This window comes from Desulfonatronospira sp. (assembly GCA_003563255.1).
Lineage (GTDB): Bacteria > Desulfobacterota > Desulfovibrionia > Desulfovibrionales > Desulfonatronovibrionaceae > Desulfonatronospira.
The window spans coordinates 1-16,749 of sequence record PWSL01000456.1 but is presented as its reverse complement, the minus strand read 5'-3'; the positions used below and the strand labels follow the sequence as shown (position 1 = coordinate 16,749).

The 16,749-nt window shown below is 51.4% G+C and carries 7 protein-coding genes and 1 pseudogene; 7 read left to right on the top strand and 1 reads right to left on the bottom strand.

What is annotated here, in order from left to right; all coding sequences use genetic code 11:
- Nucleotides 1–592 precede the first annotated feature (592 nt).
- Both QZP87_RS13435 and QZP87_RS13430 read left to right on the top strand, forming a co-directional pair.
- Entirely contained in the window at nucleotides 593–3,262 is a 2,670-nt protein-coding gene (locus tag QZP87_RS13435; protein ID WP_291323431.1) for an HDOD domain-containing protein, read from the top strand.
- Nucleotides 3,262–4,623 carry an AAA family ATPase gene (locus QZP87_RS13430; RefSeq protein ID WP_291323430.1) on the top strand — a complete coding sequence of 454 codons (1,362 nt, stop codon included), beginning with the start codon at nucleotides 3,262–3,264 and terminating at the stop codon, nucleotides 4,621–4,623. The genes QZP87_RS13435 and QZP87_RS13430 overlap by 1 nt, the downstream gene beginning before the upstream one ends.
- Before the next feature lie 335 nt (nucleotides 4,624–4,958).
- On the opposite strand, the gene QZP87_RS13425 is transcribed toward QZP87_RS13430, so the two are convergent.
- Complete coding sequence (locus tag QZP87_RS13425) at nucleotides 4,959–6,497, bottom strand: ATP-binding protein (RefSeq protein WP_291323429.1); 1,539 nt, start codon at nucleotides 6,495–6,497, stop codon at nucleotides 4,959–4,961.
- Between the two features lie 263 nt (nucleotides 6,498–6,760).
- On the opposite strand from QZP87_RS13425, the gene QZP87_RS13420 reads away from it, so the two are divergent.
- The 5 genes and pseudogenes from QZP87_RS13420 to QZP87_RS13400 all read left to right on the top strand — a co-directional run bounded on the left by QZP87_RS13420 (nucleotide 6,761) and on the right by QZP87_RS13400 (nucleotide 16,073).
- Nucleotides 6,761–10,540 (top strand): response regulator, encoded by a 3,780-nt coding sequence (locus QZP87_RS13420; RefSeq protein WP_291323428.1) that lies wholly within the window; start codon nucleotides 6,761–6,763, stop codon nucleotides 10,538–10,540.
- 512 nt (nucleotides 10,541–11,052) lie between these two features.
- A pseudogene (locus QZP87_RS13415) lies at nucleotides 11,053–12,813 on the top strand (cache domain-containing protein); the annotation flags it as partial.
- Nucleotides 12,814–12,954: 141 nt separating this feature from the next.
- Nucleotides 12,955–13,578, top strand: a complete 624-nt coding sequence (locus tag QZP87_RS13410; protein ID WP_363331024.1) for a HAMP domain-containing sensor histidine kinase — start codon at nucleotides 12,955–12,957, stop codon at nucleotides 13,576–13,578.
- 45 nt (nucleotides 13,579–13,623) lie between these two features.
- A complete protein-coding gene (locus QZP87_RS13405) occupies nucleotides 13,624–14,070 on the top strand; it encodes a response regulator (protein WP_291323427.1) in 447 nt (148 codons plus the stop codon).
- Nucleotides 14,071–14,090: 20 nt separating this feature from the next.
- Nucleotides 14,091–16,073, top strand: coding sequence for a response regulator (locus tag QZP87_RS13400; protein WP_291323426.1), 1,983 nt, complete (start codon nucleotides 14,091–14,093; stop codon nucleotides 16,071–16,073).
- Nucleotides 16,074–16,749: the final 676 nt, after the last annotated feature.

The window sequence follows — 16,749 nt, the reverse complement described above, 5'->3', positions numbered from 1 at the left end:
TTTTGCCGAACTCAAACCGTAAAATGGCTGGGCTCTCGGCGGCAAAAGAGCCAGTCCCCTTCGAGTTCAAATAAAGTGTCGCTGTAGTGATAGTAATTGCTCCAAAAATTTGGCGGCAAAAGAGCCAGTCCCCGGAGGTCAATCATAAGTTTCGCTGTAGTGTTATTCCCGCAAGGAAAAAAATATATCTCTTCAATCTCTTATATCTGTATCAATCTGCCTGCCCGGTGGAATAGACGAAGTCTCAGCGCAGTTTATCCCGTGAAACAGTCCCATGGGACTCCCCAAAGGGGGTTTCACTGGGACGGATTTCACTGGGTGTGATCTGTGGGCAAAAAACTCTTTTCTTATCTGGGTTGCGGGCACAGGCCAGCGTTAGTGACTTACTCCTGAAATCCTGTCAGGATAAACAAGAAAATATTGAACCACGCGAAGCGCGTGGCAGGCCAGACGCTAAGTACGCAAAGATTAAGAGGCGAAGCAGGGGTATCCTGTCTTCCTTGGCGACCTTTGCGCCTTTGCGTGAGAATATGTTTTTGGGTTGCGGGCACAGGCCAGCGTTAGTAAAAATAACTCCAGGAGCAAGCGTATTATGCATGGAAAAAACCCTTCCATCAGCCCTTCAAAGGTTGTTTACGGTCAAGGCATGCGCTCCTTGATTAAAAGAATTGACGATCTTCCAGTCATCCCCCCTGTGGCAATACAGGCCCTGACCCAGTCCATGAATGACGATATCGATCTCAATGCTCTGGGTAAAATCATTGAATCAGATCCTGTACTGACAGCCAGAGTACTAAGGCTGGTTAATAATGTACAAGCCGGCTTCAGAGAAAGAATAACCAGCACTAAACAGGCCATAGCCCTGGCAGGACTGTCTCAGGTAAGATGCGCGCTTCTGGGGGTTATGTTCAGTGACTATCTTGCAGATCCCACCAGCGACCTCTACTTACAATCCAGGCAGTTATGGTCTCACAGTCTATTGTCAGCCCTCATTGCTGAAGCCATTTCTCAAAAAATCCGCCCATCTTTGAAGGAGAAAGCCTTTGTCGGGGCCTTGCTTCACGACATCGGCAAAATGGTCATTATAGACATATTTCCTGAAAGCCATCAAAAAATTGAAGATCTCAGGCAGAAACAAAATTTGCATATACTCGAGGCAGAACAAGCCGTTCTGGATACCAACCATTGCATTATCGGCAAGCTCCTGGCAGCCCAGTGGGGGTTGCCACAATATATAGTGGACAGCATATGGCTGCATCATCAGCTTGATCCTGAGGATATTCCCGTGGACAGCAGAGAATTGCAGAAAATAATTATTAAGTCCAATGAACTGGCTCATGAAATTTTCTGCGACTATCAGATATCCTGTGATTTTCTGACACAGGGACAAAGCAGGCTGAACCTTGGACTAGAGAATAAAGACTTGGATGCTGTCAAAGAGGAGGTTACCAGAAACTTTTCCCGCATGGCAGAATTTTTCGATTTAGAAAGCGATCTCAACTCAACCTTTCTTCAAACAGTCAAACAAGCAAATAAAAAACTCTCCGCCCTCAGTCTTGAACTGGACCAAAAAAACAAACAGCTTGAAAAATACCATGAGATTCTTAACCTGAACCAGGATCTTTCCTTACGCCTTACTCCACTTTTTGATAAACAGGCTATTCTGGGAGAAGCCGCCAAAGCATTGAGCAGATTCGATCCAGTGCGTACAGGCTTTTTTTATGTCATTGATCCCAATACCAGGGAACTGGAAGGAGTTGTCTGGAAGGATGACGGACGAGCAAGGAAATTGCTTTGTTTCCTGGATCGCAACGGCATTCCTGTATGGGAACATGTTGACCAGAAGATTCCGGAAAATTTAAAAAAAATACTTTCAAAATATCAGGACAGAAGTAGCTCCACTGGTACGTGTAATTACGGTATACACTCCATGTTCCATATATATAGTTTTCAAAACCAGGATAAAATGTCTGGTGAACTGGGCATACTACTCAAGCCTGAATGGCATTATTTCCAGGAACAGGAACGTAAGCTCTTTTTTCAAACCACCCGAATTCTGTCCGCAAGTCTTGAAAAATCAAGACTCTACGATAACCTGGATAAAACTACAGAAGAACTAACCCAAACCCTATGGAAGAACAGAAAGCTGACATTGCAGCACATGCAGACTGAACGTCTGGCAGCTGTGGGTCTTTTGGCAGCCGGGGCTGCCCACGAAATAAACAATCCATTGGCCATTATTTCGGCCAGAGCCCAGTTGCTGCAGTTAAAGGAAAAAGATGAAAAGAAACAAAAGGAGCTGTCTCTTATTTCCGAGCAGATCGACAGAATCAGTAAAATCCTTGCCAACCTCATTGACTTTGCAAAACCAACTCCGCCTGATCTGATCGAAACCCATGTACATAAAATAATTGACAAGGTTCTGGAACTGCTGAGCTCAGAGTTTAAAAGGTACGATATCAAAGTGAAGAGAAACCATGCTCCTGATTTGAAGGCAATAATGGCTGATCCCGGGCAGTTGGAGCAGGTCTTCCTCAACATGCTCATCAATGCTCAGCATGCCATGGAAAAAGAGGGAGGCACTATTACCGTCGGCACAGAACATTCCAAGGATTGCAGCAGCGTTATTATCAGTATTCATGACGAGGGCGAAGGCATATCCAGTGAAGATCTCAACAAAATCTTCGATCCTTTTTATACTACAAAAGAAGAAGGCAAGGGCACTGGGTTGGGGCTTTCCACTTCATACGGAATCATCAACAACCATTTCGGCAGGATATACATGCACAGTGAGCCTGGGAAAGGAACTCGGGTGGAAATTGTACTTCCTGTGGATATAGACCAGCTCAAACCAGCACCCAAAGCACAGCGCCCTTTGTCTGCAAACGATGATCAGGCGCTTCCCAGAATTATGGTTGTTGATGATGAGGAACATATCCGGGACATATTAAAGGAAACCCTGGAAAACGAAAACATGATCGTGGATACTGCGGATAATGGTGAAAAAGGCCTGGATAAGCTTTACAACCACTATTATGATCTGTTGCTTCTGGACATCAAGATGCCCCTGCGAGACGGTCTTTCCCTGTTGCGTGAATTCCGAAAAATTAATGAACACCTGCCTGTCATTGTCATTACCGGAATGGCCACCCATGAGGAAATGCAAGAGGCTCTGGAGCAGGGTAACTGTCGCTGCATGCGTAAACCCTTTCACATAAAAACATTGTTGACTTATATTTACGATTCCCTGAACATAAACTAATGCCAAAAACCAGGATTATTTCAATAGCCAGCGGCAAGGGCGGGGCAGGAAAAACCGCTATTGCGGTCAACCTGGCTGCCGCTCTGGCTGTGCGGGGTAAAAAGGTATGCCTGATAGATGTAGATCTGGGGCTGTCCAATGTTGATGTAATCCTGGGGATTAAACCCAGCCTGAGCCTTGAAGATGTCATTTTAAATGACAAATCTCTGCCTGAAGCAGTTAACACAGTCTATCCAGGTCTGGACGTGATTTCCGGAGGATCGGGGCTCTCTGCTCTGGCTGACCTGGAAAAGGCCAAGAAAAAAGAGTTTATTAACAAGCTCACAAGCCTGGAAGGATACGATTTTGTTCTGCTGGATAACTCACCCGGCATTAACAGACAGGTGGTTTCCTTTTGTCTGGCGGCCAAGGAGCTTATAATCATCATAAACCCGGAACCGGGGTCGCTTACAGACGGGTATGCCCTGCTGAAAGTTCTGAAGCAAAGCGGGCTGCATCACCCCCCCAGGCTGCTATTAAACAAGGTACCCCAAGGGCTGAACATCAAAAAGATTAAAAATGGTTTTGCCTCAGCCTGCAAGAAATATTTGCAGCTGGAGATTTCCAGTTTAGGAACAATTCCTGAAGAGCAGGTATTCCGTACCTCAACTGCTGAACAAAAGCTTGCAGTCCTGAAACGTCCTGCTTCGCCGGGAGCAATGGCCGTGTACAAAGCCGCATACACGCTTTTTTCAGATCCCAGAAGCAAATATCTGGTAACGGAATCCAGGGATTTCTGGGAGAAATCATTGATAAACCTGCTTCAGAGTTCTGTTTTCGATTCCGGTAAGGATCAGGAAGGAAACGAGAACAAGTCCTTCGGCGAGTTGCTTTCTGAAACAGAAAACCTGGTGCAGGCTATCAGGGACATGGGCTATGATGCTGTTGCTGCAGAACCGCAAGGCCTGGAAAGAGTGAGCCGGCTCAGCCGTGACCTTGCTGCAATGATACCAGAAGTTCCCGACCCTCTCTGCATCAAAAAGCTGAAGATCGCTCTTCTGTGCTCTGACGTTTCTCTGCAGATGATGCTTGAGGATGTACTCCGGGACAAGGGACATGAACTGGAGATTTTGACAAAAGTTAAGTCCGCGGATTATTCCCCGGACATACTGGTATGTTCCGCAGGTATTCAGGAACGAGCCAACCTTGAAATGCTGCACAGATACAAAGAAGTTCCCTGCATCTGGCTTTCAGAGTACAAGAAGTATGCCCCGTCCTGGATTGGGCAGGTCAGAATAGCAGCAGTGCTGGAAAAGCCCTTTACCCTGGATAAGATCTATCAGGCGGTTGAAAAGGCGGCCTCTTTACGAGATCATGTCTGACTACTTGTGCATGTGCACATAATATCGGGCTGTTTTTTTATTCGGCGCTTAGTATCACTACAGCGAAACTTCAATAATTTATAACCTGTCTCAATTGGGGACAGGCGCTTTGCCTCTCGTTCCCAGGCTCCAGCCTGGGAACGCTTAGTTCTTGCGGCACCAGCCGCTTCAAAAAAAATGTGTCTGGAGCTACAAAAAAGCGATGTCCCCAGGCTGGAGCCTGGGAACAAGAAGTGTTTATGGACAGGCACCCCGGCACTTACTTCGTGGGACAAGCGGGTCCCGGAAGAGCCAGTCCCCGTGCCACATGCAAAGCGCTAAACAGAAGAACAATACTATACCGACACCCGCTCCCACTCAAACCCCACCACATTGCGCTCTGCACTGGAAAATTCCACGCCTATCAGGTACACCTCGCGCCCTGCGAACTTCTCAGCGTATCCTCTGGACTTGATCTGCTCCAGAGTCGCGCCTTCGCCGGTAAGCTCCACCACTTTGAATTCGATGATATACACACGGCCCTGAAAACGAATGCACAGGTCCAGGCGGCCCTTATTGGTTGACTCTTCCGCTTGTACATCCAGGCCCAGGGCGGCGAAGTAGCAGTAGACGATTGATGCGTAGTAGGCCTCGTATCCTGCCAGCTGGTTCTTGCGGTACCAGTCATGGGGGATTGAGGCGAAAAAGGCATGGAAAATATCTTTCAGGCTGTCCAGGTCATTGGACAGCAGGGCATCTATCAGGTGGGACTGGTTCCTGGTCTTGGCCAGGCGGTCCTGGGCTAGAGTGCTCAAGATAGCGTTGTTCAGACTGGATTTGACCTCCATATTGGGGTAGGTCAAGGTATAACGACGAAAAGACCCTATCTGCTCAAAATGGGCAATGGCTAAATATCCGGCCTGAAAAAGCAGGGTTTCGGCCGTAATATTCTCCAGATCAAAACTGCCCACGATCTCTTCACCCGCGGTAAGGTTCTCCATGTCGGGTATGCAGTACTGTCCTGAATAGAGAAGCTTGATGAGAAAACTTGGTGTTCCGGTCTCAAACCAGTAGCTGGAGAATTCTTTTGATTTGAGGTAAAGCAGGATATCAAAGGGATTATAAACCTCTCTGCCTGACCAGTTATAGCCGTTGTACCAGAGTCTGACCTGTTTCAGGTCCACATCTTCCAGAAGATCAGCAAAAACAGTCTCCAGTTCATCCTGAGTGTATCCACATAAAGTTGAAAGTTTTTTATCCAGAGTAATATCTTCCAGGTTGTTCAAACCGCTGAACAATGACACCTTGCTGAACTTGGACACTCCGGTAATGAGCACAAACTGTATGTATGGATCCGCATCCTTGATCACCGAGTAGTAGTTCTTGAGTTCCTCCCGGATGGCCACGGCGGTATCAATATTCTCAATACTGTCCAGAATGGGCTTGTCGTATTCGTCGACCAGGATGACCACTCTCCGGCCGTACTGCTCATACAGAGTATAAATGACCTTGAGGAATCGTTCCCGCAAATCATTGTCATGCACGATGAAGTTATATTCTCGTTCGTGACTTTCCAGAATAGCGGTAAAACGAATGTGCAAGTCCTGGACACTGTGCAGAACACCGGACCCGAAGCTGATATGCAGCACCGGGTGAGACGTGTCCCACTCCCAGTTTTCCTCCAGGTACAACCCCTGAAACAAGTCCTTCTTTCCCTGGTAGGCAGCCTTGATGGTGCTCACCAGCAGGCTTTTGCCGAACCGGCGGGGCCGGGACAGGAAGTAGTATTTGCCCTGGGAGGTCAATTGATGGATAAAATGGGTCTTATCCACATAATAATACCCTTCCTGAATCAAGTTCTCAAAGGTCTGAATCCCGATAGGCAGTTTTTTCATTTTATTATTCCCGCTTGACAGTCAAAAGTTCTTGTACAACACTCAATACTAGCTGCATTTTTCTAGATTATCAAGTATTCAGGTGTGCTTGTGATATAACCCTTTGAAATCATGAAGCTTTTTTCTTGCATCTTTCCTTGACGACCTTTGCACCTTTGCGTGAGAATATTTTTTTGGGTTACGGGCATAGACCGCGTTAGGCGCTTGGTGAAAATTTCAAAGGTCGGAGGTCGGAAGTCGGAGGTCGGAAGTCGGAGAAGGATATGAATGAGCATCAAAAACCCTCAAAACCCGTTGTCCTGATTGTAGACGACCAGGCGGCCAATATTCAGGCACTGGGCAATCTGCTCCGGGAGGATTACCATGTGCTGGAGGCCTCGAATGGCCCCAGGGCCCTGGAACTGGCAAAAGGCGAAAAGGTTCCGGACCTGATCCTGATGGACATCCTCATGCCGGACATGGACGGGTACCAGGTCTGTCGACGGCTCAAGGCTGATGAGCGTACCTGTAGCATCCCGGTGATCTTCGTGACCGCCACGGACCAGGACCGGGATGAAGAACTGTGCTTCAGACTTGGGGCGGTTGATTGCATTACCAAACCCTTTAATCCGCTTATTGTCCGGGCCAGGGTGCGCAACCAGATGGACTTGAAACTTCGCACCGACATGTTGGAACTGGCCGCCCTGGAACGGCGTATCCTGCTGGACAACATCCAGACCCAGGTCTGGTACCTGACCGGTGAGTATACTTACGGGGCCGTAAACAAAGCCCATGCGGACTTTGTCGGAGCAAAAGCCGAAGACCTGGCCTTCAGGAACATGTACGACATCTTCCCTGAGGACATTGTTGAAGTCTGCCGCCGGAGCAATGTCGAGGTCTTTTCTACGGGCAAACCGGTGCGCACCGAGGAGTGGGTACCTGATGCCTCAGGCCGGCAGCGCCTGCTCTTCATCAACAAGTCCCCTAAGATCAACCATCATGGGTTAGTGGAGTATGTTGTCTGCTCGGCCGATGACATCACGGAGCAAAAGGGGGTGGAGGAAGAAATCAAACACACCCGGGATCAGTATCAATCCCTGGTGGACAATATCCCTGGAGTAACCTTCCGCTGCAAGTATGACAAAGACTGGACCATGCTCTACATGACTAACATGATAAGCCTTCTGACCGGTTTCCCGGCCAGTGATTTCATCCACAATGCAGTGCGAACCTATGAAAGCGTTATTCACCGCGACGACACGGACTTCGTGACCCAAAGCATTGAAGATGCAATATCGGCAGGCAGGCCGTGGGACATTGAATACCGGGTCTGTCACAAGGACGGAGCCATCCGCTGGGTGCACGAGAAAGGCAGGGGCATTCCTGACGATTACGGCAGGATCGTGTTTCTCGACGGCTTTATTCTGGATGTTACCGAGCGCAAACAGGTCGAGGTGGAGCTTCTACACCAGAAAGCACATTTCGAGTCCTTGTTCACCAATACCAACGACGCAATAGTCTTTTTCGATACCGGACACTGTATAGTCAACGTCAATGACATGTTTACGAAAATGTTCGGATACGCTCTGCATGAGGTCCGGGGAAAGAACATCAATACCGTGGTGGACCCATATAAAAAGGTCCATGAATATGGATCCCCCCGAATATTGAGGGGTGAGCAGATTGAACTGGACACAGTCCGGTACACAAGGTCAGGTGAGCCCAAAAATGTCACACTCAAAGGCGGCCCGGTCCAGGAGCGGGATGAGATCGTGGGTGGCTATGCCATCTATGCGGACATCACCAAGCGCAAACAGGCCGAGGAAAAGCTGCGCCGGTTCTCCGGGCAGTTGGAGATGAAGAATCTGGAACTGGACACGGCCCTGACCCGGGCTGAGGCCGCCACCATTGCCAAGAGTGAATTCCTGGCCAACATGAGCCACGAAATCCGTACACCCATGAACGGCGTCATAGGCATGACCGGTCTTTTGCTGGATACCGACTTGAATGCAGAGCAAAGGCATTACGCTGAGACAGTGCGTTCCAGCGGGGAGTCCCTTCTGGCATTGATCAATGATATCCTGGACTTTTCCAAGATCGAATCCGGAAAGCTGGAACTGGAGAGTCTGGATTTTGATCTGCGGACCATGCTGGATGATTTTGCGGGCATGATGGCCTTCAAGGCCGATGAAAAGGGCCTGGAATTCATCTGTAGCGCGGACCCGGACGTCCCGGACCGACTCACCGGCGACCCCGGACGACTGCGTCAGATCCTGACCAATCTGGCTGGAAACGCGGTGAAATTCACTGAGCAGGGCGAGGTGGTGGTCAGGGTGTCAAAATCAGAGGTCGGAGATCAGAGGTCAGAGGTCAGTGATCAACCGGCGAACCGCCTGTCTCATGAACCAGACATTACAGCTCAACAGTGTGACCCCCTGACTGTGGAGCTTTTATTCACGATCCGCGACACCGGCATCGGCATCCCGGAGGACAAGCAGGGGCTGCTGTTCGAGAGCTTTTCCCAGGTGGATGCCTCAGTGACCAGGGAATTCGGCGGAACAGGACTTGGACTGGCCATATCCAGGCAGCTGGCCATGATGATGGGCGGGAAAATAGGAGTGGAAAGCCGGGAGGGTGCAGGTGCAACTTTCTGGTTTACGGTCTGTATGCAGGTTTTGCAGCCAGATGAGCCTGAACCGCCTGTGCCGGCTGATCTACAGGATATTAGAGTTCTGGTAGTGGATGACAACCCCACCAACCGCGAAGTTCTCATGACCAGGCTCAGGTCCTGGGGCATGAGACCGGATGAGGCTCCAGACGGACCTTCCGCTCTGGGTTTCATATACAGGGCACTGGAAGAAGATAATCCATATCAGCTGGCAATTCTGGATATGCAGATGCCGGGCATGGACGGCGAGACCCTGGGCAGTGCCATAAGCAGCGATCCGAAAACAAAAGATTTGCAGCTGGTCATGATGACTTCACTGGGCCTTCGCGGTGATGCAGGACGTCTGAAGGAAGCAGGCTTCTGTGCCTGCCTGACCAAGCCGGTTCTGCACCGGGAGCTGCACGACTGTCTGGCCATGGCTGTGTCCAGGAGCCCCTCCCCTGAAGCACAAATAATTACTCGACATCGGGCCCGGGAAAAAGCCAGACAGAATATTCCTGATCTGTCCGGAAGAAAGGCCCGGGTATTACTGGCCGAGGACAATATCACCAACCAGCAGGTAGCTCTGGCCATGCTCAGAAATATGGGAGTGAACGCCGATGCTGTGGCCAACGGCCTCGAAGCTCTGAAAGCACTGGAGTCCATCCCTTATGACCTGGTGCTCATGGATGTGCAGATGCCCCAGGTTGACGGAATTGAAGCCACGAGGCGCATTCGTGCTGCTGAAGAAGTAATCGGGAGTATGGATGCAGGGAGTGCCGCCCGGTTAAGAATACCTATCATAGCCCTGACTGCAGGGGCCATGCTCGGGGACCGGGAAAAATGCCTGCAGGCCGGCATGGACGATTATCTGGCCAAGCCGGTTAATCCAGGCAGCATGGCGGAAGCCCTGGACAAATGGCTGCCGTTCCATGCAGAAAGCATGGACAGAAACAGTGGATCACAGGCAGAGGAATGTACTGTCCTGCAGTCGGAAAAAGACTGTATTGCAAGGGAAGCTGATGCACTGTATTATGTCCATCAAGATAAAGATTCTGACAGCAGAATCCCCCTGATCCTGAACCAAAAGGAGCTGTTGAGCAGAATGTCGGGCGATAAAGAGTTCGCGGAGGAGATGGTTTGCATTTTTTTGAAGGATACCACTGAAGAAATTAAGACTCTTGCTGGATATCTTCAACAAAATGATCTTGATGAGGCCAGGGTTCATGCCCACAGGTTAAAGGGTTCTTCAGGTACTATAGGTGCCGAGACTGTGAGCGTCGTTGCACTGAAGCTGGAGAAAGCCTGCAGCAATGGACAGCTGGACAGGGCCGGGACCTTGATGTCTACTCTGGAAGACGAATTCCGGAAACTGCAGGAGGCAGCAGCCGAGTTGAATAAATCGTGGCAGCGATAGCCTTGCTGATGCAGTGTTATTCTGGGTCAGCAGCATCATGGCTGTGACAGGCCCCGCAATCAGAAGATGCGACTGCAAACAGTCATTTTGCATGTGCTAGAGGTCAGGAATCAGGTAACAGTTCAGGCGCTTTGTACGTATCTGTTTAGCGCTTTTAAGGAAAGCAGGGGACAGGCACCCCCGCACTTATTTTTCTGAAAGATGGCTGACACGTTTAAAAAGAAGTGCGGGGAGAGCCAGTCCCCATGCTACACTTTGATTTTACTGACCTCTGACCTCTGATCTCTGACGTCTGTGACTGCAAAAATGACTTTTTGCAGTCACATCTTCAAAGGAAGCCAAGAGCTTTTGCCCACGGAACACACGGAAGGACACAGAAGTTTTTAAAGCGTTGCGAAGCAACGCATATTCCGTGATATTCAGTGTATTCCGTGGGCAGTCTCTTTTGCCCCGAAGCGGCCAGGGGGACGAAGCGGCCATGTAGCCGGTAGGCACAACCGAGGACCCCCTGAATGGTTGCGGATAATCTGCACTTGTTTGTAAACTGGAAAACAGGCCAGAGGACAAAATATGTTATGTTGCGCATGTTATTGAATCTCAGTATTGGGTCCAAGGTGATCAGTCTTCTGGTGCTTACTGTGGTTTTGTTTTCCGGTGTCATCCTGTTTTGGTTTCTGCCAATGGTTGAGGAGGAGACTTTCAGCGACCGCAAGAAGGGGCTCAAGAACATCGTGGACGTTTCCTATGCCTTGCTTGCGGAGTATGAGCAGCGGGCCGGGCTGGGCGAATTTTCCAGGGAGGAGGCCCAGGAACGGGCCATGACCCGCATCCGGCAAATGCGGTACGGAGACAATGATTACCTCTGGATCAACGATGACACTCTGCCTTTCCCCAAAATGATCATGCACCCTACAAAACCGGAGTTGGACGGCAGGATTCTGGATGATCCCCTCTTTGAATGCGCTGCAAGCATGGAATTCGGTGAGAATGGAAGGGCCCAGGACATCCCCGGCCGGGACAAAAACCTTTTTCAGGCCTTTGTGGAAGTGGTTGCGCGGACAGGGGACGGTTTTGTCGTCTATGACTGGCCTCGGCCCACCAGAGATGGGGTTACGCAGGAACTGTATTTAAAACATTCTTATGTCAGGCTGTTCCAGCCGTGGGGGTGGATAATAGGCACCGGGGTGTATGTGGATGACATTGCGGCCCAGACAGCCCGGATGCGCATGACCGTCATCAGCGTAACAAGCGTGGTCCTGGCAGCGGTCATGCTTGTTGCCGTTTTCTTCATTGCCTCTATACAGCGCCCCATGAAGGCCTTGAGGGTCTATGCGGAAAAAGTCACCCAGGGCGACCTCGACTTTGAAACATCCGGTCGATTTTATGGGGAAACAGACCAGCTGAAACAGGCCATCACCACAATGGTCGGCAGACTGAAGCAGACCATCAGGGATACGGAAATAAAGAGCCGCGATGCGGAACACGCGGCCGGTGAACTGCAAAAGAGCAACAAGCGCTATGACCAGCTTGCCAGGCAGAGCCGTACCATGACCTGGGAGGTGGACGCCGATGGTCTCTACACCCATGTAGGTGATGTGGCCGTGGAGCTTATCGGCTACCATCCCCAGGAACTGGTGGGCAGGATGTACTTCTACGATCTGCATCCCCAGGAAGGCCGTTAGGTTTTCAAGACGGCGGTCATGGAAATATTTCAGCAACGTGACCCTGTTGTTGATCTGGATAAAGCCATGATGCACAAGGACGGCCATATAGTCTGGGTCTCTTCCAACGGTTTTCCTGAGTTCAATTCAGACGGCATCCTCAGTGGTTATCGGGGCAGCGATATTGACATCACCGAGCGTAAGCAGGCCGAGGAGGAACTGCGCGTGAGCGAGGCCCGCTTCAAGTCCATCATTGCCGTTTCCAACACCGGCGCGTGGGAATACCACCGGGACAGGGACTACCTGTGGTGCAGCCCCGAGTATTTTACCATGCTGGGGTATGACCCGGATGAATTCACCATGGACGGTTCAGCCAATCTCTCACAAGTCTGGATCGATTTGATCCATAACGAAGACCGGGAGAAGGCTGCCGGGCATTTTTCGGAGTATCTGGCCGGCGGGTCGGTCGGGATGTATGAAAACCATTTCCGCATGAAGAGCCGTGACAGCGACTGGATCTGGATCTGGTCACGGGGACAGACCCTTCGTGACAGCAGGGGGAATTTGACCGATCGGACTGTTGGCACCCACATAGACATCACAGAAGCCAAGCGGATCCAGGCGCTTATTGACGCCAAGAACAAGGAGCTGGAGCAGATCGTCTACGTGGCCTCCCACGACCTCCGCTCGCCCCTGGTCAACGTGGACGGCTTCAGCCGGGAGCTGGATTACTCGCTCAAGGAACTCACCACCATGCTTGATGGCGGCAAAGGCATGGAGGAACTGGAAAAAGCCCTGCGCACGGAACTCCCGGACATGAAAAAATCCATCGTCCGCATCCGGGCCGGCGCCCGCCAGATGGACAACCTTCTCAAGGGGCTGCTCAAACTCTCCCGTTCCGGCCGGGCCGCCCTGCAGATCGAGGATATCGACATGAACGAATGTATCGGACAACTTGCCTCATCCCTGGCGTTTACTCTGCAGGAAACAGAAGCCGAATTGACCGTGGAGGACCTGCCGGCCTGCAGGGGCGATTCAGTACAGGTGATGCAGGTCTTTTCGAACCTGATGGACAACGCCGTCAAGTACCGCGATCCTGACCGGCCGTTAAAGATAAAGATACGGGGCGCGATGGAAGCGGACCGTGCGGTCTATCGGGTCGAGGACAATGGTATGGGCATCGCCGAGAACCATCAGGAGTATGTCTTCGAGCTATTCCACCGCCTGGAACCCGAAAAAACCGAGGGAGAAGGACTGGGGCTGACCATTGCCAGGCAGACGCTTTCCCGGATGTACGGCGAGATCAGGGTTGAATCGCAACCCGGTAAAGGCAGCGTGTTTATTGTGAGCATGCCGCCGGCCTGGAAAAATCAATAGCGTTGGGCTGGGAGAAGTATGAAATCAGATTCATGAGAAAAATCCATGAACCAGGAAGTCATAATTCTGATCGCCGAGGACGATGAGGGGCATGCCGAGCTGATCCGCAAGAACCTCGCCCGGGCGGGCATCACCAACCCGATTATTCATTTCAGGGACGGACAGGAGACGGTGAATTTTCTCTTCCGCAACGGCGAAGGCCCGCACCGGAAAACCGGGGAGGCCTACGTACTGCTGCTGGACATCCGCATGCCCAGGATGAATGGCACCGATGTGCTGGAGAGGATCAAGGCGGATAAGGAACTGCGCAAAATCCCGGTGATCATGATCACCACCACCGATGACCCCCGGGAGGTGGAGCGCTGCCACACCCTGGGCTGCAGCAATTACATCACCAAGCCCGTGGAATACGATATGTTCGTGGATGCCATACGGCAGCTCGGACTGTTTCTTACGGTTGTAATGGTGCCGACGATCAACGGGAATCACTGATAAAACCGGTGGATATCAGGATGAAAAGCAAAACCGGAAAACCGGAAGAGTATTTTCTTGTAATTGAAGATGACAACAGCTTGCGGGAGTTGGTCATCAAAACATTGTCGAGGTCCGGGGTCAAGGCTGTCGGTTGCGCCACCGGGGCTCAAGCCCTGGAGCGGATTGCCGCCTCTGTGCCTGCAGCGATTTTGTTGGACCAGTCTCTTCCGGACATGACGGGCAGGGAGATAATCGCAGCGTTATCCGCCGACGGGATGGTAATCCCTTTTATCGTTATGACCGGACAGGGCGACGAGCGCCTGGCTGTGGAGATGATGAAGCTGGGTGCGTCGGACTACCTGACCAAGGACGCCGACTTTCTGGATATCCTTCCTGTCGCTGTATTACGGCTGCAGGACGCCATAAAAACAAAACAGGCCCTGGACGAGGCACAGGATGCCCTGCTGGAAAGCGAGGAGATGCAGCGCAAGATACTGCAGACCGTCCCGGACCTGATCATCAGGTCGGACCTGGAAGGCACCATAACCTTTGTCAACGAAATGGCCTTTCCCGGTCTGGACTATCTTCCCAGGGAGACCATCTGCGGGAAGAACCTCTTTTCTTTCTTTGCCGGTGATGACCAGTTGCGGGCCATGAAGAACGCCCGGACAAGGCTTCAAAAGGATATCGGCCCACAGGTATATCAGTTGCGATTTGATGAAGGCACCATTCTGGACGCGGAGGTCAACGGTGCTGTAATCCACGATAAGGAGTCCAGACCTGTGGGCATGGTGTATGTGATCCGGGACATTACCGAGCGCAAGCGGGCAGAGGCTGAACGAGAAAAGCTGCAGTCCCAGCTGCTGCAGGCACAGAAGATGGAGTCAGTGGGCATCCTGGCCGGGGGCGTGGCCCATGACTTCAACAATCTTCTCCACACTATGCGCGGCAATATCGAGTTGCTTTTACAAGGCAAGCCCGAGGATCACCCTGATGCGAGACGTTTGCGGGTCGTGACCAGTTCCATGGACAGGGCCGCCCAGTTGGTCCAACAGCTTCTGTTCTTCAGCCGCAAGGCCGAATTCAAGAGGATGCGGATCAATGTGAATCAGGAAGTGGATGGCATGGCCCGGATCCTGGAAAGGACCATTCCCAAGATGATCGACCTGCACCTGCACCTTGACCCTGTTGCCGGGCCGGTATCCGGGGATCCAGTGCAGATCCAGCAGGTCCTGCTGAATCTGGCGGGCAATGCCGTGGACGCCATGCCTGATGGCGGCAGGTTGACCATTGCAACCGCGAATGTCCTGGTTGACGAGGGGTTTGTCAGGGCGCACCCCGGCTCAAACTCCGGGCGACACGTGCTCCTGACCGTCTCGGATACCGGCTGCGGCATGGACAGGGAGATCATGGACCATGTCTTCGATCCCTTCTTTACCACCAAGGAGGTGGACAAAGGGACAGGTCTGGGGCTGGCCTCGGTCTACGGCATCGTCAAGGCCCATGGCGGATACATCCAGTGTTACAGCGAGCCGGGATTGGGCAGCACTTTCAGGGTCTATCTGCCTGCCGTGGAACAGGGAGACGTCGCGCAAGTTGAGCGAATGCCCGAGCCATCGCTTCAAGGCGGCAGTGAAACCATCATGGTAGTGGACGACGAGCCGGAAATCCGGGAACTGACCCGTGAAGCCCTGGAAATGCTCGGATACAGTGTGAAAGTGGCCGCCAACGGTGAACAGGCCCTGGATATCTATGGAGAGTACGGCCAGTCCATCGACCTGGTCCTGCTGGACCTGAACATGCCCGGCATGGGCGGCCGTAAATGCCTCCAGGAACTTTTGCAGCTCGACCCCGCTGTCAAGGTGGTCATCGCCAGCGGATACGCAGCCAGCAACCATGAGCAGGACATTCTTCTGTGCGGGGCCAAAGGCTTCATGGGCAAGCCGTATCAACTCAAGGAACTGGCAGCTGTGGTGCGGGGGGGGCTGGATAAAGAGACGCAGGTAAGGAAGTCTGTTTAGTTTAGCTGTAAGTCAGAAGTCAGAGATCAGAGGTCAGAAGTCCCCAGTTAAACCCGCCTGCGGCACGGAAACCTGTTGTTTGTTTAATCACGCCGCAGGCGTGACAGGCAGTAAAAAAATGATCTATGTAGATTATTGATTCCTGTTAACTGTCGTTCAAAACTTCGTCTAAGCTCTGGGCTTTGAGGATTCTTTCTGACCATTGACTCAGTCTCTGGAAATCGGCGGGCTCAATCAACCTTTGACCTCTGATCTCAGACGTCTGTGACTGCAAAAATGACTTTTTGCAGTCACATCTGTCCCCGGTGGCCGAGGCAAAAATTAACACAAAGTGTCGCTGTAGTGTTACGTGCTTGCCCGCCAATCCGTAAATATTACGACTCCACAGACCTGACCATTGCCTCATCTTATTTCAAAATCAACATGGATTAGAAAAATACTGATATGCCGCCATAGTGATGCTTTGTCCGCAACAATAAAGAGAAGAGTTTCTTGTTTTTTGTGACAGGGTTTCAGGAGTAAGAGTTTGTCATAAAATAAGTGTTACATAATGCTTGCATAATCTGGGGGTTTATCGCTCCCACGCTCTGCGTGGGAGCGTAGCCCGACCGCTCCTGCGGTCATTGTGGACGCGGAGCGTCCAGGGAATGTTCCCACGCAGAGCGTGGGAACAATA